The sequence below is a fragment of the Pyxidicoccus sp. M6 genome (assembly GCF_055568925.1).
Genome location: NZ_CM145714.1, coordinates 3,441,628 through 3,467,795, shown reverse-complemented (window position 1 = coordinate 3,467,795; position 26,168 = coordinate 3,441,628). Strand labels below are relative to the sequence as shown.

Sequence of the window (26,168 nt, the reverse complement as noted above, 5' to 3'; positions counted from 1 at the left end):
ACGAGGAAGCCTGGCCGGTCTGGCGCGCGGAAATCGTTGTTCCGCCAACCGGAGGGTTTCATGTCTCGAATGCCGTTCCACCGGGCGGGGTGGACGCTCGCACTGTGGGTCCTGCTCGCGTCCCACCCCGTCCTGGCGCAGGACGTCCCCCAGGGCCAGGCCGAAGCGCCCCGGGCGAGAACGGCCCGGGTGCAGGGCGTCGTGCGCGCCAAGGGGACGCGCCGCCCGCTGGCCAACGCCGCCCTCCTCGTCTCCGGGCTTCCGGATGCCGTGCAGCCGGACGCGGAGGGCCGCTTCGTGCTCCGGCTCCCGGCGGGCACCCACGCCGTCGAGGTGCGCGCCCCCGGGTACAAGCCCGCCACCTTCCTGGAGACCGTCACCGAGGAACAGCAGGTCGAGGTCATCTACCGGTTGGAACCGATGAAGGTGAATCCCTACGAGACGGTGGTGAGGGATGACCGCCCGCGCACCGAGGTGACGCGCATCAGCCTGCACGAGCAGGAGATTCGGGAGGTGCCCGGGACGCAGGGGGACCCGTTCCGCGTCGTCATGCTGATGCCGGGCGTGGGCAGCCTCGCGTCCGGCCTCGGCTACCCGGTGGTGCGTGGCGGTCAACCTGCGTCCACGGGCTTCTTCATCGACGGCGTCCGCGTCCCGATGCTCTACCACCTGCTCCTCGGCCCGGCCGTGGTGCAGCCCGACTTCATCGACACGATCGACTTCTACCCCGGCACGCCGCCCGTCCGGTTCGGGCGCCTGCTCGGTGGCGCCGTGGAGGGCCGCCTCTCGCGCCCGCGCGAGGACCGCGTCCACGCCACGGCCACCGTGGACTTCATCAACAGCGGCGCCTTCCTGGAGGTGCCCATCAACGCCACCGGCACCAGCATCAGCGCGGCCGGACGCATGAGCTACACCGGCGCGCTGAGCTCGCTGCTGCTCAATGCCCTCTCCACCTCGGGCTCGACCACCTACAGCGCCGAGTTCTGGGACTACCAGCTCCGCCTCGAGCAGAAGGTGGGGCCCGGGCGGGTGCGCCTGCTGGCCCTCGGAAGCTCCGATGTCCTGGCGGAGCACGCACCCGAGGAGCCGGGCCAGCTCCCCGACGGCACGCCCCTGCTGCCCACCAATGGCGCCGGCATCGTCACCCGCTTCCACCGGGTGGACCTGCGCGGACTCCTCCCGCTCGCCGGAGGTGAGCTGGAGCTGGGCCTGACGGCCGGCGTGGACGAGATGGGCCTCCTCGCCGAGCGGGGCCCTCCGCGCGTGAGGCTCGGTGAGTTCACCCTCCAGCAGGAGAGCCTCGCGGGACGCCTCCGCTGGACGCACCCCCTGGGCGAGACGCTCCAGCTCACCGTGGGAGGGGACGTGGAACAGCTCCGCGCCACCGTGGTCGCCACGGGCAGCGAGGCCTCCGCCGGCTCCGAGTACTTCTCCGAGGACGACCCGCTCACCCGCCCCACGTCGGAAGCGCGCATGAGCGGCGCCTTCGCCGAGCTGCAGTGGCGCCCCTCACCGGGCTGGGTGGTCGTCCCCGGCGTGCGCGCGGATGTCTATCAATTGCTCGGGGAGCTCCACCGCACGACGGTGGAGCCCCGCCTGACGGTGCGCTACACCCTCACGGAGGCGCTGGTCCTCAAGGGCGGCGCGGGCCTCTTCCACCAGCCGCCCACCGTGCTCCTGCAGCTCCCGGTGATGGACGCATCCGGCCTCCGCTATGGATTGCAGGAGGGAATGCAGTTCGACGTGGGCGCCGAGTGGAAGCCCCATGAGCAATGGGAATTGAGCGCGGATGTCTTCTTCAATCCCTTGCAACGCACGGTGGAGTTCAGCCTCCAGCAGGTCTTCGACAGTCGCCGGCGGGGAGACCTCATGGACACGGACCCGTCCGCGAGCGGTGAGGCGTATGGCGTCGAGCTGATGGTCCGCCACGCGCTCGGCGGTGACTGGTTCGGCTGGGCTTCGTACAGCTACCTCCAGAGCCGGCGGCGGATGGACGTCCCACGCTACGACGACCGGAATCAGCTCATCGGCACCGAGCGGGCCACCGTGCCGTTCGCCTTCGAGCAGGCGCACGTCTTCAACGCCGCCATCAGCCGGAAGCTCGGCGGGGGCTACACCGTGGGAGCCGTGGTGCACTTCAACACGGGCCGTCCCGAGACGGGCGAGCTCACCCCGCAGCCCATGCGCCCCGGCGAGGACAGCGAGGGCAATCCCAGGTGGGTGCGCCAGGACAGGGACCGAGCCACGCGCATGCCGTCCTTCTGGCGCGTGGACCTGCGCGCCGCCAAGGCGTGGGCCCTGGATGACCTCACGCTCGAGCTCTCACTCGACCTGCTCAACGCCTCCATCCAGAAGGAGGTCCTCTTCTACGAATACACCGCCGAGCGGCCCAACGCGGAAACCCCCACCCGGCTCCTGCGCAAGGAGCAGGCCTTCCCCATCGTCTTCCCCATGCTGGGACTGAAAGGGACCTACTGACATGCGCCCCTCTCTCTTCTCCGCGCTCCTGTGCGTGAGCCTCTGCGGCGCGGGCTGCGACGTCTACCCGGACTCCCCCGTCTTCATCTACGGCATGGCCCTGCGAGCGGATGGCTCGCCCTACGGACAGACGGAGCTGTCATTGGAGGGAGGACGGAGCGAGAACCTCGCCCGCCCGCTCGACTTCACGCCGTACGGGACGGTGACCACGCATGACAACGGCGCCTTCGCGCTGGAATTCCTCGCGGGGGACATCGTCCCGCAGGTGGATGGAGAGGACTCCAGGCTGCGGCCGACGTTCCGCGAACGCTTCCGGGTGGCGACGCCCATGGAGCAGGAACGGGCGACCTTCATCTCGTTCACCCTGACCAACGGCGGAGGTGACTCCGCGCTCCCGGTGATGCGCGTCTGGGAGGCACGTCTGGCTCGCGAGGAGACGGCCACGGGTCCGGTGCTGAGCTTCGCCCCGCTGCCACCCGTCCCGCTGCTGCCAGGCGGTGCGGTGGTCGAACCCGAGGTACTGCCGGAGGAAGAAGACCCGGGCAGCAGCCTGGAGGACCCGATGATTCCCGTGGCGGCGCTGCAGCTCCACGGAAGGGAGGGCCTCGTCTGGCACGAGGACGCCGCCACGTCTCCGAGGCCGCTGCCGCCCTGGCTGCTGGAGGACTTCGACTCCCCGGAGGCACAGGTGCGCGTGGTGAGCGCGGGTGCGTGGAACCGCACTCCCGTGACGAGTCCCGAGGCCTGGCTCCGCTTCCGGCTCGAATGGCGCAGCGAGCGTCTGCCCATTCCGACGGGCACGCTGCGCCCGCTCAGCCGGGGCGCCGGGTGTCATCCGGCGCTCGACGCCCCCTGTCCGTTCACGGATGGAGTGCTCACCGAGAGGAGCGTCTACGAGCTGTGGCCGGGTGAGGTGTCATCCGTCCCGCAGCGCGTGGGTGTCAGCCTGGAGGCGCCGGCCCGCATCTCGCGCGTGGTCATCCGCAATCTCGTGACGAGCGGGCAGGAGCTGGCCATCGAGGGCAGTGAGGACGGTGCACAGTGGACGGAGCTCGCCCGGCGGTCGCTGCCCGGAAACTCCATGGATGGAAACAGCCGGACCTTCCGGAGCGCGAGCGATACGGACAGCCCCTGGGACCCGCCCCTTCCGCGAGGCAGTCACCACTTCCTCGACATTCCCCTGCCCGGCAGTCCCTCGGTCCGGTACGTCCGGCTGGTGTCGCTGTGGCAGGGCAGGTCGGTGCTGAGCGTGGCCTCCCTCTCGGAGCTGTCCCTCTTCGAGTGACGCATGAAGCGCCCGCGCCGGGTCAGCCTCCTCGCGCGCGGGTGCCCGATGCCGTGCAACTCACTCGCGCTTGCCCGGGAACATGTGGAAGTAGGGCTTCGCCTCCTCGAGCACGCGGGCGAAGGAGGGGCGCGCCATCAACCGCGCGAGATACGCCGCCGTATTCGGGTGGTCATCACCGATGGCCACCACCTTGTCGGCGTAGAACAACCCGGGCGCCGCCGCGCAGTCGGCCAGCGTGAAGTCCTCCCCCATGGCCCACTGCCGCGTGGCCATCTCCTTCTCGATGAAGGCATACGCGTTCCGCAGCGCCGCGCGAGCCTGCGCCACGCCATGCGGGTCGCGCTTCCCCTGCGGCCGCAGCTCGTCGCCGACAATCTTCTGCATCGGGTCCTGGACGTACAAATCGTAGAAGCGGTCGCTCAGCCGGGTCCGCAGCGCGAGCTCCGGCTCCGCGGGGATGAGCCGCTTCGCCCCCGGATGGTGCATGTCCAGGTACTCGATGATGATGCTCGTCTCCAGAACCGTCCTGTCCCGCGCCTCGTCGCGCAGCACCGGCATCTTCCCGAGGGGCGTCAGCTTCAGGAACGCGGCGCGCTCGGCCTCGTTGCCGAGGTCCACGAGGCGCGGCTCGAAGGGCGTGCCCTTCTCATACAACGCGATGAGCACCTTCCAGCAGAAGGACGCGAGCGGATGCTGATACAGCGTCAGCGACATGGCACACCTCGGCGAAATGGCCCCGGCAGATAGTTAAGTCACTGCCTAACTATTGGGCGCGGCCCGCGGAGTCAAGGGCTCGAGCGTCTGGCCCCGGGCCGAGGCGCCTCAGGGCGCATGGGCGAGGATGTAGAGGGCCACAATCCAATCCAGCCCCACCTCCAGCGCCATGTACGTGGAGCTCACGCGCGAGTTGCCGAAGGCGAATGCCACGTGCCCCAGCGGCCCGGCGAAGACCTTCATCCCCACCTCCAGGCCGGCATCGATTCGCGCGCGCCGGGAGTCCAGGACACTGCCCGCGAGCACCCGCGCGTAGGGCGCCGCCCAGTCCGTCACGAAGTGCTGGTAGCCCGCGTACCCGTTCAGCCCCACCTGCGCCGAGCGCCCGTTCGACACGACGAGATTCACGCCCACGTTGAGGCGCCGCGCGAGGAACGCCATGGGCTGCACGTTGATGTCGAGCGCCAGGCCGTTGCCCCCGGTGAACCCGAAGCGGTACGCCACGACGGCCTCCACCACGGACTTGTCGATGGAGAGCGCCTCGTAGCGAAGACGCTCCGCACCAACCTCGTCACCCCGCGCCGCATGGAGGTCCGCGAGGGCCTCGGCGCCCTCCTCCGTGCCGGCCTCGTAGGTCTTGCGCAGCGGTGGCTCGGCCCCTTCCAGGTCCCCCAGCTCCATGCGCAGCCGGCCTTCCGTCAGGCAGGCCGCCGTGTCCTCACGCTGGCAGGCACGTCCGTAGGCGGCCGCCGCCTCCTCTCGCCGCCCCTCGTCCCGCAATTGCCTGCCCCACGCGTTGCACGCGCCCGACTCGCCCGCGTCACAGCGCGAGGCGAAATCGGGGGGCACCCTCACGGCATCGGAGGCGCTGGTGGTGGCACATGCGGACCCTGCGAAGGACAGCAGCACCATCCACGCATACAGGGCGTGGAGCGGGCCGCGACGGGCCACGGGAGTATCCATGCGGGGATTCAATCACGGGTGCCGTCGCACGAGCGAGCCGGGCACAAGTAGTCCCGGAGATGTCATCGACGTCGAGCCGACGCCGTGCGCCCTGGCCCGGAGCCTCGCCACTCAGCGCAGCGTGTTATGTCGGCGGCCATGACCCCAACCATCGTCGTGTGTGGCCATGGGCCCGGCATCTCCGATGCAGTGGCTCGCAGGTTTGGCAAGGAAGGCTTCGCCGTCGCGCTCGTCGCGCGCAGCGCGGAGCGGCTGAAGTCCTCGGCCCAGGAGCTGTCGGCCAAGGGCATCAACGCCAAGGCCTTTCCGTGTGACCTCGGGTCCCCGGAGTCCGTTCGCTCGCTCATCCGCGAGGTGCGTGCGTCGCTCGGGCCCATCGCGGTCCTCCACTGGAATGCGTACTCCAACCGCGCTCGCGACCTGCTGACCGCGAGCACCGAGGAGCTGCGCGCCGCGTTCGACGTCGCGGTGGTGGGGCTCATCACCGGCGTGCAGGAGGCGCTGCCGGACCTGAAGCAGCAGAAGGGCGCGGTCCTCGTCACCGGCGGCGCCCTCGCCTACTTCAACCCGCGCATCGAGGCGGGTGCGGGCCAGTGGGGCGTCATGGGGCTCGCGATTGAAAAGGCCGCGCAGCTCAAGACGGTGGGTCTGCTCCACCACCGGCTCGCGCGCGAAGGCGTCTACGTGGGCGAGGTCGTCGTGGGCGGCACCGTCCGGGGCACCGCGTTCGACTCGGGCCACGGCAACCTCGAGGCGTCGGACATCGCCGACTCCGTGTGGGCGATGTACAAGCGCCGCTCGGAAGTCTCCATCAACTTCCCGTAGTAGCGCCCTGCCCGGTCGGGACTGTCCAGGTTCCGGCAGCGGGATGACCCCGGTGGCGAGGTAAGCCGCTGGTGAGCGCGTGCCTAGCCTCCCCGACACGGGGCGAAAGCCCTCGAAGGGGAGGCACATGCAACGCGCATACGACGTCACCGCCATTGCCCTGGGCATGGCGGTGCTGCTGCTGGTAGCGCCCGCAGCACGGGCGGACAGCAGACGGGAGGACACGAGCCGCGGCCTCCGGTGCGGTGACACCATCACCCGCAACACCCGGCTCACCCGAGACCTCGTGTGTCCGGGCACGGACGTCCCCGCCCTCCGCATCGCCCGCGCGGGCGTCGTCCTCGACCTGGGTGGCCACTCCGTGCGCCGCTCCGGCACCGGCACGGAACTGTCTCAGGGCATCCTCGTCGAGGCCGACAGCACGGTGAGGAACGGCACCATCCAGGGCTTCACCTACGGCTACATCGTCGACTCCGCCGACGACGTGCGGCTGACCGGGCTCACCTTCCGGGACAACGGCGTGGCCGTCTACAACCGCAACGGCAGCTTCACGACCTTCACCCTGACCCGCTGCCGGCTGTTCCGGAACGGCACCGGGTTGGGCAGTGAGCAGGACGCGGGCAGTGGCACGTTCAGGGTGAGGTCGTCGCTGCTCAGCGGCAACCGGCTCGCGTTCGCCGCGAACCTGCATGACGTCGAGGTGGAGGGTTCGACGTTCACCGCGAACGAGCTCGTGTTCTGGTGCCCCTACGGCAGCGTCAGCATCCGGTCGAGCATGCTCCTCCGGAACGAGGTCGTGGGCTACGTTCCGCTCGGAGAGTTCGGCTATGGCACCTGCTTCGGGGCGACGTTCGTCGACACGGTCTTCTCGAACAACGGCGCCCTCGCCCCGGACTGGGAGCCGGCCTGGGAACCGTTCGACCTCGTGCTCCGCGGCTCCTGGTTCATCGACAACGGCACCGGACTGGAGGCCCGCGCCCGCTCGCTCGATGTCCGCGGCAACACGTGGTGGGGCAACGAGAGCGGCCTGCTCGTGGCCGAGCCGCCGGAGCTCCTGCAGCCCTCCGTCACCGGCACCGTCAGCGACAACCGTTTCCTCCTCAACCGGGGCGATGGCCTGCTCGTGACGTTCCCCGGCACCCTCACCGTGTCCGACAACGTGGCCATCGGCAACCTGGGCTGGGGAATCAACGCTCCCGGCGTCATCGACGGCGGCGGCAACCGCGCGCGAGGCAACCGCGCTGGCGACTGTGTCGGCGTCGTCTGCGCTCCCACGAGCCAGCGCCTCGAAGCCCCTCAGCTCGCCGGAGAGCTGGACATGGGGGATGCGCGGTAAAGTGAACGGCCCCGCTCCGGGTCAAACGTTCGCATGCTCACGCAGGGCTTCACGCAGCCCGGGGGAGAAGCGCGGCAGCGTGGCACGCTCCGCCCTCATGGCCGTCCGCATCGACGGAATGAAGGACTCGGCGACCGAGCGGCGGAAGTCTGGCCGGGTCAACAGCCAGAAGCGGAGCTCGCGCCCGTGCTCGGCGAGAATCGTCCCGACCGCCGTCTGTTGCACGCCAAGCACGCGAGCCAGGTGCTCATACAGCTCGGGCGCGGGAATGGCGGGGAAGGCTTCCTCCAACACATTCGTGGTGCCGGTCTCCGCGCGCATGGCCATCCCCCTCGCGCCCGCGAGCCTGGACGGGTCCGGCAGTGGTGCCTTGAGACATTCGCAGGCGTTCACGATGCCCGCGCCCCAGAGGCTGGGGTCCTGCTCCCAGGGCGTGCAGCTCGCCCGCAGGACGTACCGGAACACCTCACTGAGCAGCGGGCCGCCCGCGTAGCGCGCGAGCAGGTTGTCGCGGCCATGGTGCGCGAGCCAGAGCGCCGCGATGCCTGCGACGGTGGCGACCGCGTGCGAGGTGCCGTTACTCGCAGCCACGTATTGCTCCATGTTGGCGGTCCACACGTCCTCTCCCGGACCGGTGGCATCGACCGCGGGGCCCCGAGCTGAACCCCACCAGGGCAGACGCTGCGCGTTGCAGGCCGCCATCGCGAGGGTCTCGGGATAGGCCGCCGGCCACACGACGACGCGCCCCGTGTAGTTGCCCGCGGCGGCGATGACGATGACGTTCTGGGCCACCGCTTCCTGGACGGCTCGGTGCAGGCCCGCATCCGGCAGCCATCCGAGGCTGATGCTGACCACGTGGCAGGGGGGCGCGAGCGTGAGCGCATACCGGATGGCGTCACGAAGCCGCGCCGCGCCGGTCTCGAAGAGGACGGGGGCCGGAACGAAGGCGTGTGGCCTCGTCACGCGCAGGGGGATGACCTCTGCTTCCGGTGCGATGCCGGTGACGGAGCGGTCACGTTCAGGACGGTTGTCGGCGCTCGAAATGACGCTCGCGGTGCCGAGGCCATGGTCCCCCTGCGCGTTCTCCGTCACGGAGTCACGGCCGATGAAGTCCCAGCCTGGCGTGGGATTGAACAGGACACCGAGCTCGGGATGGGGCCTGTAGCCACTGTCCGGATGGCCGATGCGGGCGCCCTGTCCCCGGCGCGCCACGCTGCCCGGCAGTGCCCAGGCCTCCTCCGCCTGGACCAGCTTCATGCTCCAATCGCAATCGCTCGCCGCCTCCGAGGCGCCACCGGAGCTCCCGAACGCCAACGCCCGCGGCGCGATGTCGGGGTCCGCGCCGGCGACGTCCTGCCCGGGCGGCTCCGCATAGAGCACCTCGAAGGAGGGCTCGGCATCCACGACCCCCTCCAGCGCCCGGAGCTGGCGAGCGAGCTCCCACGCCTGGGCGGGCTCGACCTTGGACCGGGGCACCACGTCGAACTCGTCGCCCGGGGGATGGAACGGGACGGAGCGAACGTGCCATCCGGCTCCGCCCAGCTCGGTGACCTTCTGCTGAAGCCAGACCTTGCCGAGCCCCGCACGGAGCTGGACATCAATCGCGTGGAGCTTCGGAGACTGGAATTGTTCCGGCACTGCCATGACATGCCCCCCGGGGTCGGCGTCAGCCGCTCACGAAACTCACGTGCGCTCGGGCCTGGGCATCCGCGCCCGGCTGCAGGAGGGAACCTGCATGTAGTCCTCCAGCGCCTCCAGCAGGCGCTCTCCACGAGCCCGGGCCGAAGGCCTCCAGGGCACCGTGAAGCGCGCATCCATGCCTATCTTCTGGATGGTCTCCAGCCAGTCATGCACCGCGCGCTCGGAGTACCCGGCCATGAGGCCCGCCTCGTAGAGCAGCGAGTACTCCCGCAGCAGCCAGGTGCTGAAGGTGATGGGGTCGTCCGAGCCCAGCGCGATGGGCACCGGCGGTGGTGACCCCTCCAGGCGCTCCGGCGGGAACAGCCGCAGGATGGGGTGGCTGCGCAGGTCCATCATGTCGCCGATGAGCAGGTTGCTGGAGGGGTTCACCTCGACGACGATGCCGCGCAGGCCCACCTCGCGGCGCAGGGCGTTCTGCACGGCCTGGAGCGCCGCCACCTCGGAGTCGTCCAGGGTGATGTCCACCAAATCCCTTCCGCGCACGAAGACGCGCTCGTCCTCGCGGAAGGTGCGCAGGAGGTTGAGGACCTGGCGGTAGTGGCGCACCTGGTCCGGGTCCAGGTTGTTCAGCGCGTGGACGAAGACATCCAGGCTCACTTCCGCCTGCCCCCGGGAGACGGGCGGACACAGGAGCTGGTGCACCACGTGGTGCGCCTCGGCCAGCACCTGGGGCTCCTGGGCCCTGCGGAAGATGCCGCCGGAGAGCGAGCGGATGAGGTTCTCCACCTGCTCCGGGCGGCCCGGTGGCGCCTCCATCTGGAGCTGGGGGTCGATGCGGTAGCGGCTGTACATGCGCCACTCGAAGACCAGGTCCCACAGTCGCTCCTCGGCCGTCATCATCACCGACCCGGTTGACTCCGCCCACAGCCGTGGGTCGATGCCCAGCGCCGTGGCGTGACCCAGCCGGCCCCCGGCGCTGGCCAGCAGGTATTGGATGCACTCATAGATGCGCCGCAGTCCCTCCATGAGGTGACGGAAGTCCTCGCCCACGTGGGCCGTGAAGCGGAGCGTCGGAACGCCCTGCGCGGCGGGAGACACGGAGGCGAGCGCCGCCTCGCGCTCGACGTAGCGGTAGAGCGGCACCAGGACCCAGGTGGGAACCCCCAGCTCGTCGGACGCCACGTCCAGGCCTCGCAGCAACCAGAGCGACTGCGGCACCGCGCGCAGCAGGTCCACCAGGGCCTGGACCTGTCCCGCCTGCCACGAGAAGAACGCCGCGTAGCGGCCTCCCAGCGTGACCTGGTCCCGGGGGCGAGGCTCGGCATGCGTGCTCCGCTCACCCGCGGGAGGACTGCCCGCGAGCCAGCGGTCCCTGACGTCGCGCTGCTTGAGCAGGTGGACGATGACGCCGAACTCGGGCTCGCGCCGTCCCTGCGCGGTGCTGCTGGCCTTCTTCAGGACGGTTCCCCAGGAGCGGGTCAGGTCGCGGAGCTCCTGGGCCAGCTCGAACGCGCTGTTCTTGGGGCCGATGCGGGCCTCCAGGCCGGAGAGCGGCTGTCCCCGGCCCGCCACCTCATAGGACACCTCGGAGCGTGCGGCGGCCAGGGGCGTGCGAGCCCAACCCAGGCGGTTGTAGAAGCGGACGAACCACTGCAGGCCCGCGGTCATCGGCCGCTGCACCACGGTGCGGTAGTAGATGCACCGCACGCGCTGCAACTGCCAGAACAGGAGCGTGAAGAGCGGGTCCCGCGCTCTGTCGCCAGCCTCCGGTCCGTGCTCGCGGAGGTAGCGCAGGCCATGGCGCACCAGCCACCGCTCTCCCCCATTGGGATTGTGCAGGCCCAGCCTCACGGCGATGGGGTCACACGTCCTCCACACGTCATCGAGCGTCCTGGGTGGCGCTCGGGAGGGGCGGTCATTCAGCGGGTGCAGGTCCCGGTAGAAGTCCCTCAGCCGGTAGGGGTCTGGCAGCTCGGAGACCCTCCCCCGCCCCAGCGCGTCGAAGGTCCGGCTCAGCAGGTGATAGCGGTCGAAGGGCCAATCCGCGGACTCGCTCAGGTCGGCCAGGAAGCGGTGAAGCTTCGGGCCGGAGCCGTCCGTCCGCAGGAGGAACTCGCAGAGGATGCAGCGGACCACGGCGGCGGCCAGCAGACACTGGAACATGCACTCGCCCTTGCCGAACGGGAGGGCGGGGCTGTTGAGCTCCTCGGGGGAGAGGGACGGGTCGGCGAGCCGCGCCTGGATGGCGGCCCATAGCAGCGGGAAGTCCATGCCGGCGCCGAGGTGGTGGTGGATGTCCACCACGCCGCGGTCCGCCAGGTGCCGCAGCAGCAACGGCGGCTCGGAGCCCACGCCGACGGGAGGAGGCTCGGACGGGGACGCCGCCAGCAGCAGGTCCTCCGGCAGCGCGAAGGTGAGCCAGCGGTAGTGGGTGGAGGCATCGAAGGCGTTGGCGTCGTAGCTCCGCCGGAGCCGGGTGTACCCGGGAGACGCCTCCAGGTAGCTCCGCGCGAGGGTCCGCAGGTATCTCCGCATGGAGACGCGAGGGGGCACCGTGCTCCGCTGGACGCCAGGGGAGAAGCCGAACCAGAAGAAGTCGCGCGCCATGATGAGACGGTCCAGGGACCAGCCTCCCGCGTGTTGCGACAACTGCTCCTCGCAGTACGACCAGAGCTGCTGGGTGCTCCCTTTCGTCTGTCCATCCAGCAGCGGGTTCAGCTCCACCATCGCGGACTTGAACGCGGAGATGCTGGTCAGGGGGAAGCTGGCGATCTCCGCGCGGACATAGGCCTCCGGAATGCGCCGGGGCGCCAGGGGCATTCCGGGAGCTGCGTGCGGGGCGCTCATGTCAGTGACTCCGCACTCCCTCGGTTTCCGATGACAGGATGAGCGTGGGCGTGGGCGTGGGCGCCGCCTCATCGAATGGGCCCCGGAGGGAATCAATCCAGGCCCTGCAGGAGTCCAGCAGGAACCGGCGGGCCTTCAGCGCCCCCGGCCCCGTGGAACGGTTGAAGAGGAGCTCCTGGCGCTTGTAGGCGTCGGAGCGCTGAATCACGGCTCGCACCATCTCGAAACGGCGGCGCCGGATGAGCTCGTGATTCCAGCCGAGCTTGGAATCGAGCCTGTCGCGAAGGGGCTTCGCCACGGAGTCCGGCAGGAACTCCGGGCCCAGCATGAGGGGCAGGCTGTAGCGGAGCCAGCGCCGGGCAATCTGGTTGCGCCCGAACGCGTCGTCCCGCGCTTCATCCAGGAGGCCCTTCATGCGCTCCACGACCTGCGCTTCGTATGCCTCGACCCCGATTGTCTGCGCCTGGCCCAGGTCGCGGCTCTCCCCCAGTGCCACCGAGCAGGAGATATCGACCCAAAGCGCCAGGATGCCTCGCAGCTGGCCGTTGAACCAGGGAACGGAGCCCGTGGAGCTGGACCACAAACACCTCTTCCAGAGATGCAGGAAGACGGCGGAGTCGATGAAGGTCTCCCACTCGGGAGGAACCCACCAGAAGTTGAGCTCGGCCAGGAACCCGTCGCAGAGCTTCGCCTCGTGCTGGCTCACCACGAGCTCGGGCATCACCTCGAGCGCCATGACCTGGTTGTTCAACACGCGCCGCTCCGTCGCGGACATGAGCAGGTCATGCAGCAGCATGAACCAGCCGGCGACATTCCAGGGCAGGGGGACCTTCCGTCCCGTGGAGTCGAGGTCGTGCAGCTCCAGGATGGTGCTCTGGAGATGCCGCAGATGGAGCCCGCTGCGAAGCACCCGGTCCGCAGGGGTCTTCCGGGTGAAGCCCGGGCCCCCGGCCACCGGGTCCATGCTGATGGCCTTCGTCAGAACGGTCCGCTTGAGCCGTTTTATGGGCGTGCTCGTCAGGTCCAGGACGGCCCGTTTCCTCTCGTCGAGGCGGATGATGCGGTGCAGGAGCTGCTCACTGGCCCAGCTCGGCAAGTCACTCTCGTCGATGCACATGAGGAGCATCTGATGCGTGATTCGGATGGCCAGCTCGTCCAGCTCCTCCTCTGCATTTCTCTGACGCGTCGATGCAGTGCCCTCTGGCGTCTGGGTGCTCCCGTTTGGTGAATGGAGGATGGCCTCGAGCTCCTTCTTCCGCTCGCGCGCCGAGAGGACCGCCTGCCACAGGTCCAGGGCGGTCCGGGCGGACGTGGTGAGCGCGAGCCGTGCGGCCTCCGTGAAGACCGGCGCGTCCGCCGCTCCGTCGGCCGGGGTCTCGCCCTTCAGCTTCAGCCACTCCCGGAGGTCGAACAGCGCGGCGAAGGAACGCTCGCGCCTGGAACCGGGCAGGGGAATCTCCGTGAGGAGCTCATGGAGGAATGGGCGGGAGCTCGCATCATCCAGGAGCGAGGCGGGGGCCTTGAACCGCCAGGCCTGCTCGGGGAGCAGGGATTGGATTTCGATGCGATGGGCCGGCGGGAGCACCCGGCGCATGGCGGCGGCGGCCTGCCGGCGCGCGATGGACTGAATCTGTTCCTGACTGCCCGGCGCCAACGTCATCCTCCCGGACTCCGTCAGCTCCTTGTGGAAGGTCTTCTCCAGGAACAGTTGGAACTCCTGCCGGCCCGCCGCGAGCAGGAACCACAGCCGCCGGCTGGCCACCATCCGCGTCAGCTTCAGGATGAGGTGCAGGTGCTGGATGCTGCGGTCCACGTTGTCGATGGGCAGCACCAGGATGACGCCAGACTCCTCCTCTTCGTCCTGGCCGTACCGGCGCCGTGACAAGAACCGGGACACCGACTCGAGGGCCTTGTGGAAGCGCCCCTGGAACCGCGCGTACAGCTCCGCCGCCCGGAGCTGGTACTCCGCGCGCTGGCGGGGGTCCTGCCCCTGGACCGGGATGTCCTCCCACATGAAGGTGGCGTCCCGGACGAGCTGGTCGATTTGCCCCCAGGGCTCATCCACACCTTCCTCGAGCAGGACGGGCGAGGCGAGCCGCTCCCGCTCGTTGGAAGGGTCCTTGCTCAGTGCATCCCGCACGCGCACCAGCAGCGTGGCCAGCAGGTTGGCCTCCGCGGGGAGCGGCTCCATGTCCAGGGGAGTCAGGAGGACCAGATTGTGACTGAGCCGCCGGAGGCGGGAGGGCGGCGAATTCTCCGCTTCCTTGCCGTCGTGCCTGACCGCGTCCTGCTTCGTCCCCCCGTTCTCCGTTGGCTTGAGGAACTCGGTGGGATTGCGCAGCGCATCCGCCAGGGTCATCAGGATGGTCGTCTTGCCGAAGCCGCGGTCTCCGGCGACCAGCACGCTCGTCGCGAGCTGTTCATGAAAGCTCGGAGGAGCGCTCCCCTGTTCGACCGGCCGCTTCTTGCGGCTCGAGGTCAGGGCCTCATCCAGCCACTGGATGACCTCCCACATGGCCTTCTTGGTCGCGGGGAGCAGCTCGTCCCAGTGGAGCGCCTTGGCCTCCGGACGCGGGCGGCGCTGGGGGTCCACGTACTGCGTGAAGTCTTCCGTGGTTGCCTCGGCCATGCCTGCTCCCCTCCCTGGCGGAGACCTGGGCCTCCTCTCCGACAGGTGGGGAACCTGGAATGGCGAGGCAACAGCCTGGAGATGGAGGCATCAGTCGGCTGCCCCCATTCCACCGGCCGAAATGGAACTGGACTGCTCTGTCGCGCCGCCTGTCCGGTGTGAGCGTCGGGCCGCCCTGCTGCGCATGTTTGCCTCAGCAGGCGCACCGCCCCGTGGCGCCGGAGGGGAGCGGCCGGAATGAAGGGCGACATGAGCGAGAGACCGGTGACCTGGGAGCGCCCTGCGCACTCGTGGACCGCCCTCGCCTCCCGTCCCTCACCGGTCGAGCAGTTGCTCCAGGTGGGAGCAAGCCTTCAAGCCGCGCTGGTCGTGGACATCGACGGGCGGATTCTCTGGATGGACCCGGTGCTGGCCGGCGCCGCCGGGTGGCGGGGCGGACCTCCCACCGGTCGTCATACCGAGGAGGTGCTCGGCGGCCTGCCCTGGCTCCGGAATGCGCTCGACAAGGCCCTCGTGGGCACGGATGGGCTGTGCGCGGACAGCGGGAGGGAGGCGCGGTTGAGTGCGCTGGTGGTGCCCGTCTTCGGAGAGGACGGTACGCAGCTCGGTGTCTGTGCCCGCCTCCGGACGGCCAGGCCTTCGATGCCGGAGCCCGAAGTGGAGCAGCAGTCGCTCTGTCCCAACGCCGCCGAGGAGCGCAGGGCGCGGGAGCACCTGGAGCAGAAGACGTCGCTGCTGCACGCCACGTTCGACTCGATTACCGACGGCGTCATCGTGGTGGACCTGTCCCGGCGAATCACCGCCTTCAACAAGCGCTTCCAGGAGATATGGGGGCTCACGGACGCGATGATGGAGGAGCGGGACGCGGAGAAGACACTCGTGAGCGCGGCTCCGCTGGTCAAGGACGCCGAGCGCTTCGTCACGCTCATCCGTCAGGGCTTCATCCCCTCCCTCGCGCAGAGCCACGACACCATCGAGTTGATGGACGACCGCGTTCTCGAGTGCAGGTCCATTCCGCAACGGCTGGGGGATGCCGTCATCGGCCGCATCTGGAGCTACCGGGACGTGACGGCCGAGCGCCACGCCCTGGCGGAGCAGAAGCGGTTGCTCGCCGCCGAACACCGCGCTCGTGAGCGACTGGAGGAGTCGTTCGCCGTGCTCGACACCTTCCTCAAGCACGCGCCCATCGGCCTGGGCTTCATCGGACGTGACCTGCGCTACCTCCGCCTCAACGACGCGCTGGCAGCGCTCCACGGCCGGCGCCGGGAGGAGGAAATCGGGAAGACGGTGCGGGAGATGACCCCGCACATGGCGCCCATCATCGAACCCCTCATGCGGCAGGTCCTGGAGAAGGGCACTCCCATCATCGGCATCAACACGGAAGGAGAGGTGCCCGCCACCCCGGGTGAGCGGCGCCACTGGAACGTCAGCTACTACCCCGTGCGGACGGAGAGCGGAGCCATCCTGGGCGTGGGCGCGGTGGTGGTCGAGGTGACGGCGGAGCGCCGCGCCCAGGCCGAGCGGGAGCGCCTGCTGCGCGAGGCCCAGAAGGCCATCCGCGTCCGGGACGACTTCCTGTCCATCGCCGCCCACGAATTGAAGACGCCGCTGACGCCGCTCAAGCTGCACCTCCAGATGCTGAAGCGACCGGCGGATGCCGGCCGCCCCGTTGCCCCGCGCCACGTGCACAAGGCCCTCTCCCAGCTCGCGCGGCTGTCCGCGCTGGTCAATGACCTGCTCGACATCTCGCGAATCCAGGCCGGCAGGCTGGAGCTCACGTGCGAGCCCATCGCGCTGCGGGAGTTCATCCGCGAGGTCCTCTCGGACTTCCGCGACACGAGCCCCCTGCACTCACTCCAGTTCGAGGCGCCCGACGAGCCGCTCGTCGTCCAGGGAGACCGCGCCCGGCTCGCGCAGGTGCTGACGAACCTGGTGGAGAACGCCTTCAAGTACAGCCCCACCGGCGGCACCGTCCACGTCACGGCGCGGCGCGTGGGCTCCGAGGCGTGCGTCTCCGTGAAGGACGAGGGCATCGGCATTCCCGAAGACCAGCAGGCGCATCTCTTCGAGCGCTTCTTCCGAGCGAGGAACGCGCCCATCTCCGGCTTCGGAGGCCTGGGCCTGGGGCTCTACATCTGCCGCGACATCATCGAACGCCACGGCGGCCGCATCTGGGTGGAGAGCGAAGTGGAGCACGGCTCGACGTTCCACTTCGCCCTCCCCTGCCGCTGACGGCTACTCGGCCCAGTAGGTCCCGGTCAGGACGCTGAAGCCGTTCACGGTGTCGACGAAGATGGCAACGGAGTGGCTGCTCCAGGGGTCAGGCTCGTAGCTGAAGTAGCAGCCCTTGAACTGGCGACCCTCGGTCAGCCGGTCCAGGTTCGCCAGGCCAGCGGTGACGATGCTGCTGGGGATGCCGCCGTTCCCGCTGGAGATGGACACGATGCCACGGACCTGGGAGCGCACCTCGGCGGCGTCGGCGAGGTAGGGGCGGACGTCCGCCCCGGACGGGACGCTGCTCGGCTCGAGCCCGAAGCACTCCAGGCTGTGCATGCGGTACTGGCGCCCGGCCACCACCTCCCACCAGTCGAAGTGGCGGGCCAGGTACGCGCCCCCGTGGCCACCCTGGTTGCCATTCACCGCCGCGACGAGCGCCTCGAAGGGCCGGCTCAGCGTCGCCGAGTTGCGGATGTTCCGCAGGCTCACCGGGCCGATGCCCGCCATGTTCGAGATGGCCTGGGTCGAGGTGAAGGGACGCAGGTTGAGCAGGTTCACCGCGCCGTTCCACGCGTCCGGCAGCACGTCGTGCAGCTCGCTGTCGCTGATGGTGTTCACCAGGGACACGACGGCCGCGTCGTCATCCGCGGAGATGGCGAGCTCGTCCATGATGCCCACGCAGCTCGCGTTGATGTAGCTCTGCGCGCGGGCGCCACCCTCGAGCTGCTCGAGCCGGGCCTCGCCCATGCCCTGCACCGCGGAGACCTGCGCCAGCGAGGTGAAGGGCGCAATCGCGCGCTGATTCACGAGGCGGGTGACCACGTCGCTCGGCAGGTACGCATCCAGCGTCGCGTACGACGCCGTGTTCACGAAGTTGAGGATGCCCTGGCACTCCGGGGCGACATCGACGTCCGTGCTGGTGAGCGGCGACTGCGTGCTCTCCACGGACGGGGGCTGGGAGGGCTCGGTGGACGGCGCGGAAGTACCACCGCCACAACCCGCGAACATGCTCACGGCAAGAAGGACTGAGACAACACAACGCATCGAATACTCCTCGAGGGGGGAACTGCCTTGTCACGACTGTGTAGACACAACAACGCCCCCGGTCGAAGACCCCGGAGGCGTGGATGCTCCGCACCGCGGCGGAAGGATTAGAGGATGGGGATGAAGACCTTGAACCCGCTGCGGCCACCGGCGTTGAGCGTGTTGCGCTCGATGAAGTCGCTCACGGACGACTTGCCGTCGCCGGTGGTGATGGCGGTGTGGCCGTACTTCTGGCCCGCGGCCGTCGACGTCTTCTCCCAGGTGAGCACGAGGCCCGGAATCTTCAGCGCCTCGGAGAGCGGGATGTCGATCTGCTTGAACTTGTCGCGAGGCAGGTTGTTGTCAATCTGGTTGCCGTTGCCCCAGACCTTGAAGCCGAACGCGTTCTGGATGGCCTTGCTCACGCCGGTGGCGCACAGGCCCTGGCTGTTGTAGCCGCCGATGCTCATCGCGGCCTTCCGGCCCGCCTCGGCCAGCTTGCGCATCTCCGGCGTCACCTTGATGTTGCCGACCTTCGACGGGCCCTGGTCCACCTTCCCGCCGTTCGACGTGCCGCCCGTGCCCTTGGAGCCGCCGGTGCCCTTGGAGCCACCCGTGCCCGTACCCTTCTTGCCGCCGCTCTCGAACGTGTCACCGCCCTTGCCGGGGACGCGCAGCGTCTTGCCCGCGATGATGAGGTCGGGGTTCTTGATGTTGTTCGCCTTCGCCAGCGCGGAGACGCTGGTGTGGAAACGTGCAGCCAGGCCAGAGAGGGTGTCGCCACGGCGGATCTTGTAGTTGGACATTCAGGTCTCCTCGGACCCCATTGTCGTGACCCGCGTCACAGAGTTGCGTCCGAATTTCCCGGCCTCTTGGAATTCCGCTGAGAAATTTGGTCCGCTGCCCATCATTCCCCTCCTTTGGGAGGGGTCTTTCGCCAGGGCGTTCGTGCCATGTGAATTGGCATGCCCGCCACCTTGAGCGACCCGCAGCTCATGACGCTGCGCGCAATCTGCGACACCGCTGTTCCCCGCATCGAGCGCCCCGATGACCCGGATGGCTTCTGGAGGCGCCGCGCCACGGACGTGGGCGCGGACCAGGCGCTGTGCGCGGTGCTGGACGGCATGCCGCCGGAGCAGCGCGCGGGGATGCTCCAACTGCTCGACGTGCTCGCGGAGCAGGACTTCGCCCGGATGTCGCAGCCGTCGCGTGAGCAGATACTCACCAACCTCTCGTTGGCCTCGCGCGAGGCGGCCGCCGGCATCGGCGCCTTCCTCACCCTCGCCATCTTCTTCGCGTACGGCCTGCCGGATGCCACGGGGCGCAACCCGGCGTGGAAGACGTTCGGCTACCCCGGCCCCTACGCGGCGGCGCCTCCAGAGCCCAAGCCCCTCTCACCGCTGACGCCGGACGGGGACACGACGCTCGAGGCCGACGTGGTGGTGGTGGGCTCGGGGGCTGGCGGCGGGCTCATCGCCGGGCGCCTGGCCCGGGCCGGGCTCGGCGTCGTCGTGCTGGAAGCGGGGCGCTACCTGAACGAGGGGGACTTCCACCAGCTCGAGGTGCCCGCATACCAGCACCTCTACTGGCGCGGCGGGCCCACGCCGACGGCGGACCTGAACGTGTCGCTGATGGCTGGCGCATGCCTGGGCGGCGGCACGACGGTGAACTGGACCAACTGCCTGCGCACGAAGCCCTGGGTGCGCCAGCAGTGGGCGGAGGAGTTCGGCCTGGAGGATGTAGCGGGCGAGGACTTCGACCGGCACCTCGACGCCGTGTGGCGCGAGCTCTCCATCAATGACCGCTGCTCGGAGCTGAACCGGCCGCAGGAGGCGATGCAACGCGGCGCCCAGGCGCTGGGCTGGTCCTTCATCAAGGCCCACCGCAACTGGGACCCGGAGCGCCATGACCCTCTCCGGGCCGGGTACATGGGCTTCGGCGACGCGTCGGGTGCGAAGCGCTCCACGGTGAAGACGTACCTGCGACAGGCGGCGGAGCACGGTGCGCGAATCCTCGCCGGCTGCTTCGTGGAGCGGGTGCTCGTCGAGGGAGGCCGCGCCACGGGCGTCCAGGCCCGGTGGACGGCCGCCGACGGCAGCAAGGGTGCCCGCGTCACGGTGCGCGCGCCGCACGTCGTCGTCGCGGCGGGGGCATTGGAGTCGCCCGGCATCCTGCTGCGCTCGGGCATCGGCGGGCCGGCGACGGGCAACTACCTGCGCCTGCACCCGTGTACCGCCGTCATGGGGGACTACGGGACGGACATGCAGGCCTGGTGGGGCCCGCCGCACGCCGGGCTGGTGGACGAGTTCGCCAACCTCCCGGACGGCTACGGCTTCCTGGTGGAGGGCGTGCAGTACACCACCGCGCTCGGCACGTCGGCCGTGCCCTTCACGACGGGGCTGGAGCACAAGCAGCTCATGGCCGACTACCGGAACGTGGGCACCTTCATTGGCGTACTGCGAGACAGGGGCCACGGGCGCGTGACGCTGGATGCGAATGGCATGACGGTGCCCTGGTACGATTTGACGGACGCCATCGACGTGCGCAACGCGCAGCGCGCAATGGAGGCCCAGGTCCGCCTGCACCACGCCGCGGGGGCCCGGCGCATCATGCTGCTCGCGCAAGGCCTGCCCAGCTGGCGCGTGGGGGATGACCTCGAGGCCTTCGTGGCCCGCCTGCACCGTGTCCCGCTGAGGGCTGGCGGCGCCCGCCTCTTCGCGGCCCACCAGATGGGGACGTGCCGCATGGGCACCAACCCCGCGACGAGCGTGGCCGACCCGCGCGGAGAGCTGCACGACACGCGGGGCGTCTGGATTGGGGATGCGTCGGCGTTTCCCACGGCCTCCGGCACCAACCCGATGGTGACCATCATGGCCCTGGCGTCGCGGACCGCCGAGCACATCGCCCAGGCGGCGGGAGTGCGGACCTCGCTCACGGAGAGGGTATCGGCATGAAGCACACGCGGCTCTATATCGGTGGCAGGTGGGTGGAGCCGGCGGGCACGGGGACGATTGAGGTCATCAACGCATCCACCGAGGAGGTGATGGGACGCGTCCCGGCGGGCACGGCCGAGGACGTGAACCGCGCCGTCTTCGCCGCGCGGGCAGCCTTCGACGAATGGGCGGCCACGCCACTCCAGACGCGCGTCGACCTGTGCAGCGCCATCGCGCGCAAGCTCCAGGAACGCCAGCAGGAAATCGCCGTGCTGATTGCGCGGGAGCTCGGCACGCCCATCAAGGTGTCGATGATGGTGCAGGCGGGGCTGCCGGCCATCACCTTCGGCTCCATGGAGCACCTCGTCGAGCAGCTCCCCTGGGAGCAGCGCCTCGGCAACTCGCTGGTGGTCCGCGAGCCCGTCGGCGTGGTGGGGGCCATCACCCCGTGGAACTACCCGCTGCACCAGATTGCCGCGAAGGTGGCGCCCGCGATGCTCGCCGGCTGCACCGTCGTCGTGAAGCCGAGCGAGGTGACGCCGCTCAGCGCGTTCATCCTCGCCAACATCATGGAGGAAGTGGGCGTCCCGGCCGGCGTGTTCAACCTCGTCACCGGGTATGGGCCGGAGGTGGGCGAGGCCCTCGCCGCGCACCCGGACGTGGACATGGTGTCCTTCACCGGCTCGACGCGCGCGGGGCGGCGCGTGAGCGAGGTGGCCGCCGCGACGGTGAAGAAGGTGGCGCTGGAGCTGGGCGGCAAGTCGGCGAATGTCATCCTCGACGACGCGGACCTGGAGCGGGCCGTCGTGGACGGGCTGAGGAAGTGCTACCTCAACTCGGGGCAGACGTGCTCCGCGCTGACGCGGATGCTCGTGCCGAGGGACAGGCTCGGCGTGGTGGAAGCCATTGCCACGGCGGCCGTGCCCCACTTCAAGGTGGGCGACCCGATGGACCCGGACACCGCGCTGGGGCCGCTGGTGTCCGACGTCCAGCGGAACCGGGTGCGCGACTACATCTCCCGAGGGCTCGCGGAGGGCGCGAAGCTCGTGTGCGGCGGCTCGCGGCCTCCCGACGGACTGGAGCGCGGCTACTTCGTCGCGCCCACCGTCTTCAGCAATGTCACACCGGAGATGACCATTGCCCGGGAGGAAATCTTCGGACCGGTCCTCTCGGTGATGCCTTACGACACCGAGGACGAAGCGGTGCGTATCGCCAACACTTCCATGTATGGCCTTGCCGGTGCTGTCTGGTCTGGCAATGCCGAGCGAGCGATGCGCGTCGCCCGGCGGCTGCGCACCGGTCAGGTGGAAATCAATGGCGCGGCCTTCAACCCACTGGCTCCGTTTGGCGGCTACAAGCAGTCCGGCCACGGCCGCGAGCTGGGCCCGTACGGCATCCTCGAGTTCACCCAGGTCAAGGCGGTGCAGCTGTAGGCGCCCTACCCCGTTCCCCAGGAGGACGTCGGTCCGATGATGGCACCAGAGACAGAGACGAAGAGGACGATGAACACCGCCCACTACACCCACTGGCCGGTGGGCCTGCCGTACTCCATCGCCACGCCGGAGACGAGCCTGTATGTGAATCTCCAGGTCTCCGCGCTGCGCTATCCGAACCGGCCCTGCGTCGTCTTCTATGACACGGTGCTGAGCTACGCGCAGGTCCACGCGGACGTGCTCGCCCTCGCCGGCTACCTCCAGAAGGAATGCGGCGTGAAGCGCGGGGACCGGGTGCTGCTGGACATGCAGAACAGCCCGCAGTTCCTCATCGCCTTCTACGCCATCCTCCGCGCCGACGCGATGGTGGTGCCCGTCAACCCCATGCTGCTGACCGAGGAGCTGGCGCACTACGTCGCGGACAGCGGCGCGAAGGTGGCCATCGCCTCGCAGGAAATCTTCTCCCGCGTCGCGCCGCTGATTCGCGAGACGTCCCTCCAGAAGGTGGTGGTGGCGGCCTACTCCGACTACCTGCTCGCGCCCACCGAGCTGAACGTGCCGGACTTCGTGCGCGCGCCCTACGCCGTACCACAGACGCCGGGCGTGGTGCCCTGGAAGGAGGCGCTGGGCGCGAAACACACGCCAGGCGAGCACCTGGCCGGCCCGGAGGACCTCGCTGTCATGCCCTACACGTCCGGCACGACGGGGAAGCCGAAGGGCTGCATCCACACGCACCGCTCGGTGATGTTCAACGCGGTGGCGACGCCCACCTGGTGCGGACCGGTGGTGCCCGACAACGTCGCGCTGGCGGTGCTGCCCACCTTCCACGTGACGGGGATGCAGTCGGTGATGAACGCCATGGTGTACTCCGGCGGCTCGGTCGTCATGCTGCCGCGCTGGGACCGGGACGCTGCCGGTCACCTCATCACCCGCTACAAGGTGACGTCCTGGACGCTGATTCCGACGATGATGATCGACTTCCTGTCGAACCCGCGCCTGGGTGAGTACGACATCTCCGGAATCAAGCTCGTGGCGGGCGGCGGCGCGGCGATGCCGGCGGCGGTGGCGCAGAAGCTGCTCGACCTGACGGGCCAGCAGTACATGGAGGGCTATGGCCTGTCCGAGACGATGGCTGCATCACATATCAACCCGCGCACGCGCATGAAGCAGCAATGTCTCGGCGTCCCCTACCTCAACGTCGACGCGCGCGTCATCGACCCCATCACCTTCAAGCAGGTGCCGCAGGGGGAGGTCGGGGAGATTTGGATTCACGGCCCGCAGGTCTTCAAGGGCTACTGGAACGACCCTCAGAAGACGGAGGAGGCCTTCGTCGAGCTCGACGGCAAGAAGTTCTTCCGCTCGGGTGATTTGGGCTACGTGGACGAGGAGGGCTTCTTCTTCTTCACGGACCGGCTGAAGCGGATGATCAACGCCAGCGGCTTCAAGGTCTGGCCCGCCGAGGTGGAGCTGGCGATGTACCAGCACCCGGCCGTGCAGGAGTGCTGCATCATCGCCGCGAAGGATGCGTACCGAGGCGAGACGGTGAAGGCCGTCGTCGTGAAGAAGGCTGGCGCCACGGCCACCGCCGAGGACATCACCGAGTGGGCGCAGGGGAAGATGGCCGCCTACAAGGTGCCCAGGGTGGTGGAGTTCGTGGAGACGCTGCCCAAGACGGCCACCGGCAAGGTGATGTGGAAGGTGCTCCAGGAGCAGGAATTGGCGAAGCGGTAGCCGCCAGCGGCCGTGCTCCGGCACCCGATGTGCCGGAGCACACCTGGACCGCTTCCATCACGGCCTGGGAATCCTGACCTCGCTCTTCTCCGCCATCGCGGGAAGCTCGTTCATCGCCGCGCAGGCGAACCGTGCCCCTTGCGGCCTCACCAGCTGCCTCGCGGGCATCCTCCAATTCGTAGCGGCCGTGCTGGCCGGCATTCAACCCGCCTCGAACTTCGCGGGCCGGGCCGAAGCCCACCGTGTCGCGGGGGGGGCTACAAGACCATCATCCGAAAGCTCGAGCTGCTCAGCCGCGAGCTTCCGAAGCATGGGGCGGCGGGTGGAGTAACCTGGAAGCAGTCCTGCCCGACATCGAGAAGGAACTGAACGAGTTGGGGGTCGAAGTCTCCTGTCGTGCCGCCCCGCGTCTACAAACGCATTAACACTCAGTACAAAAGAAGGCGCGGCGCTGCCATGTCCTACATTCCAGACTTCGACACAGACGCAATTCTCAGCGCTCTCGACTCTATTGGACAAAAGCACCCGGAAGGATCGCCAGAGAGGGATTCAATCGAGCTTGCGCAGATAGCATTGATATATCCTCGTCACATCAGGAGAGAGGACGATTTTCGCAGGTTCTACAGGGATTGTTTTGACTCCTCATTCAAGCTCATGGTCTCCCATGAGTTCGCAACTCAGGAAGATGCAGCTAGATGGCTCTCCAGTGGAAAAGCCAAGGATGCAGAGCGCGTCAGAATCGCTGGCAACGGTTTCATGGTCGTTGAATTGCCTGGGCGGTTTGCGTTCATGCGCGCACCGCTTGAAGGGGACGAGGTGAAGACAAGAGAATCCGAGGTGGATCCCAAGTAGGGAACTTCGGACCGTGGCGCCCTCCCGGTTCGTGCTGGCGGCCAGGGCCCGTGCCGAGCGCGACCTCGGAACCGTGGAGCTTGCCCGCGCCGAGCACCGCCTCGAGCCATGGCGGCCGCCCGCGCGTCGCACTTCCGCGCGGCCCGGAGTTTCGCCCGCGCGGCGCACCGGCTTGCGACCAGGAGCCGGCCACGCTGGGCAGGCGTTTCGCGCTGAGCACCACCTCGGGCCAGGGTGCCCGCCCGTGTTCATGTTGACGACGTCAAGACCCCAAAATTCCCCTGCCTCTGGCGCGCGAGCGCTTCAGAGAACAGGGGTGAGTGGGGTGCATCGTCGCGGTGCGGTGCGAGGACGGGGCTACGGGGAGGCGGGCGGAGCGGATGGGAACGACAGGCCCCGCGAAAATCTCACTGGAAATTCCGAGGACCACGAGCGCTGCTGTGCAGGTGCATGCCCTATCGCGGCTGCGGACCTGAGCGGGGAGTACGGCGAGCCCTGGCAACTCGCCTCATGCGTGCCGAAGTGGCCTTGAGATCTGCTCAGAGAGGTACAAGAGCATTCAGGCGGTCAGCATCGGCCCGCGTCAGCAAATTGAGGCCGGTGCGCAGAAGCATATCTGAAGGAAGTACCGGCAAGCCATTGTGAGGCAGGGTTGTGTCTCTGACGCGCAGGAACGACGCGGCATTTCCTGCCTTCGGGTATCCGAGCCGCTCTGCTGCATCACGCACGCCGCGATGGGTCTTGTTGGTCCAAAGAATGGTGGTGCCATAACACTGACTGGGAGATTTACAGACCCGACCTCCTCCCAATAGCAAATGCGAACCTGTATGCGTGTCCTTCCATACGAGCCAAAGTCGCGCTCCATCCTGAGGGTGATAGGGGACTTGCCAAAGAGGGAGATGGCGTTTGAGTGTTGGAGGCGGACACCAGATGGCTTCCCAGTCTTTGAGCAATCGCTGCGTGTCAATGGCTGACACTCCATGCTCGTTTCCACAGTAGGCGAAGTCTGCCATTTCACTCCTCCGCTGCTGACCTTGACTTGGCGACCATGGGTTAGGGCTCAGCCACACGACCGACTGGAGACCCGCGGTGCTCCGGAATGTCTCCTGAGGATTCTCTCTAGAAATGGTCCCTTCTTTTTTCCTTCCTGGAACACCTATAGGAAGGGTTTGGTGAACACCTACAGACCCTCTAAAGAGTAACCCTTAGAGTCTTTCCTCTCCTACTGGGTGGGTTTATTCCAAGTGCCCGGAGCCAC

17 protein-coding genes are annotated in these 26,168 nt (G+C 68.6%); 9 read left to right on the top strand and 8 right to left on the bottom strand.

The features are described 5' to 3' along the window. The first annotated feature begins 60 nt into the window (after nt 1-60). Both ACVTJA_RS14445 and ACVTJA_RS14440 read left to right on the top strand, forming a co-directional pair. A complete protein-coding gene (locus ACVTJA_RS14445; protein ID WP_465836945.1) occupies nt 61-2,478 on the top strand; it encodes a TonB-dependent receptor in 2,418 nt (805 codons plus the stop codon). 1 nt (nt 2,479) lies between these two features. Continuing rightward, nucleotides 2,480-3,763 (top strand): hypothetical protein, encoded by a 1,284-nt coding sequence (locus tag ACVTJA_RS14440; RefSeq protein WP_465836944.1) that lies wholly within the window; start codon nt 2,480-2,482, stop codon nt 3,761-3,763. Between the two features lie 60 nt (nt 3,764-3,823). On the opposite strand, the gene ACVTJA_RS14435 is transcribed toward ACVTJA_RS14440, so the two are convergent. Together ACVTJA_RS14435 and ACVTJA_RS14430 are read right to left on the bottom strand one after the other, a co-directional pair. Then, nucleotides 3,824-4,480: a glutathione S-transferase family protein gene (locus ACVTJA_RS14435; RefSeq protein WP_465836943.1), complete on the bottom strand. Its 657-nt coding sequence runs from the start codon at nt 4,478-4,480 to the stop codon at nt 3,824-3,826. 108 nt (nt 4,481-4,588) lie between these two features. Next, nucleotides 4,589-5,443 (bottom strand): tetratricopeptide repeat protein, encoded by an 855-nt coding sequence (locus ACVTJA_RS14430; protein WP_465836942.1) that lies wholly within the window; start codon nt 5,441-5,443, stop codon nt 4,589-4,591. Between the two features lie 138 nt (nt 5,444-5,581). On the opposite strand from ACVTJA_RS14430, the gene ACVTJA_RS14425 reads away from it, so the two are divergent. Next, on the top strand, nt 5,582-6,268 hold the full coding sequence (locus ACVTJA_RS14425) for an SDR family oxidoreductase (RefSeq protein ID WP_465836941.1): 687 nt from the start codon (nt 5,582-5,584) through the stop codon (nt 6,266-6,268). Between the two features lie 127 nt (nt 6,269-6,395). Continuing rightward, nucleotides 6,396-7,604 carry a right-handed parallel beta-helix repeat-containing protein gene (locus ACVTJA_RS14420; RefSeq protein ID WP_465836940.1) on the top strand — a complete coding sequence of 403 codons (1,209 nt, stop codon included), beginning with the start codon at nt 6,396-6,398 and terminating at the stop codon, nt 7,602-7,604. A 21-nt stretch (nt 7,605-7,625) separates the two neighbouring features. Here ACVTJA_RS14420 and ACVTJA_RS14415 read toward each other — a convergent pair whose 3' ends face one another. Genes ACVTJA_RS14415 through ACVTJA_RS14405 form a run of 3 tightly spaced genes read right to left on the bottom strand, consistent with a single transcriptional unit; the run spans nt 7,626 to nt 14,721 of the window. Beyond that, entirely contained in the window at nt 7,626-9,248 is a 1,623-nt protein-coding gene (locus tag ACVTJA_RS14415) for a S8 family peptidase (protein WP_465836939.1), read from the bottom strand. A gap of 39 nt (nt 9,249-9,287) precedes the next feature. Next, entirely contained in the window at nt 9,288-12,092 is a 2,805-nt protein-coding gene (locus tag ACVTJA_RS14410; protein WP_465836938.1) for a hypothetical protein, read from the bottom strand. A 1-nt stretch (nt 12,093) separates the two neighbouring features. Beyond that, a complete protein-coding gene (locus tag ACVTJA_RS14405; RefSeq protein ID WP_465836937.1) occupies nt 12,094-14,721 on the bottom strand; it encodes a P-loop NTPase family protein in 2,628 nt (875 codons plus the stop codon). A gap of 249 nt (nt 14,722-14,970) precedes the next feature. Between ACVTJA_RS14405 and ACVTJA_RS14400 the strand changes: the two genes are divergently transcribed. Beyond that, on the top strand, nt 14,971-16,953 hold the full coding sequence (locus tag ACVTJA_RS14400) for a PAS domain-containing sensor histidine kinase (protein WP_465836936.1): 1,983 nt from the start codon (nt 14,971-14,973) through the stop codon (nt 16,951-16,953). A 3-nt stretch (nt 16,954-16,956) separates the two neighbouring features. On the opposite strand, the gene ACVTJA_RS14395 is transcribed toward ACVTJA_RS14400, so the two are convergent. Together ACVTJA_RS14395 and ACVTJA_RS14390 are read right to left on the bottom strand one after the other, a co-directional pair. Next, complete coding sequence (locus ACVTJA_RS14395) at nt 16,957-17,946, bottom strand: hypothetical protein (protein ID WP_465840387.1); 990 nt, start codon at nt 17,944-17,946, stop codon at nt 16,957-16,959. 143 nt (nt 17,947-18,089) lie between these two features. Then, nucleotides 18,090-18,767 (bottom strand): LysM peptidoglycan-binding domain-containing protein, encoded by a 678-nt coding sequence (locus ACVTJA_RS14390; RefSeq protein WP_465836935.1) that lies wholly within the window; start codon nt 18,765-18,767, stop codon nt 18,090-18,092. A gap of 159 nt (nt 18,768-18,926) precedes the next feature. Between ACVTJA_RS14390 and ACVTJA_RS14385 the strand changes: the two genes are divergently transcribed. From ACVTJA_RS14385 to ACVTJA_RS14370, 4 genes are all read left to right on the top strand, one after another. Beyond that, the gene (locus ACVTJA_RS14385; RefSeq protein WP_465836934.1) at nt 18,927-20,915 is read left to right on the top strand and encodes an FAD-dependent oxidoreductase; all 1,989 of its coding nucleotides are present in this window, start codon (nt 18,927-18,929) and stop codon (nt 20,913-20,915) included. Then, the gene (locus ACVTJA_RS14380) at nt 20,912-22,327 is read left to right on the top strand and encodes an aldehyde dehydrogenase family protein (protein ID WP_465836933.1); all 1,416 of its coding nucleotides are present in this window, start codon (nt 20,912-20,914) and stop codon (nt 22,325-22,327) included. Before ACVTJA_RS14385 ends, ACVTJA_RS14380 begins: the two co-directional genes overlap by 4 nt. A 36-nt stretch (nt 22,328-22,363) precedes the next feature. Beyond that, nucleotides 22,364-24,058, top strand: coding sequence for a long-chain fatty acid--CoA ligase (locus ACVTJA_RS14375; RefSeq protein WP_465836932.1), 1,695 nt, complete (start codon nt 22,364-22,366; stop codon nt 24,056-24,058). A gap of 456 nt (nt 24,059-24,514) precedes the next feature. Beyond that, nucleotides 24,515-24,910, top strand: coding sequence for a hypothetical protein (locus ACVTJA_RS14370; RefSeq protein WP_465836931.1), 396 nt, complete (start codon nt 24,515-24,517; stop codon nt 24,908-24,910). A 539-nt stretch (nt 24,911-25,449) separates the two neighbouring features. On the opposite strand, the gene ACVTJA_RS14365 is transcribed toward ACVTJA_RS14370, so the two are convergent. Then, nucleotides 25,450-25,923: a hypothetical protein gene (locus ACVTJA_RS14365; RefSeq protein WP_465836930.1), complete on the bottom strand. Its 474-nt coding sequence runs from the start codon at nt 25,921-25,923 to the stop codon at nt 25,450-25,452. Nucleotides 25,924-26,168: the final 245 nt, after the last annotated feature.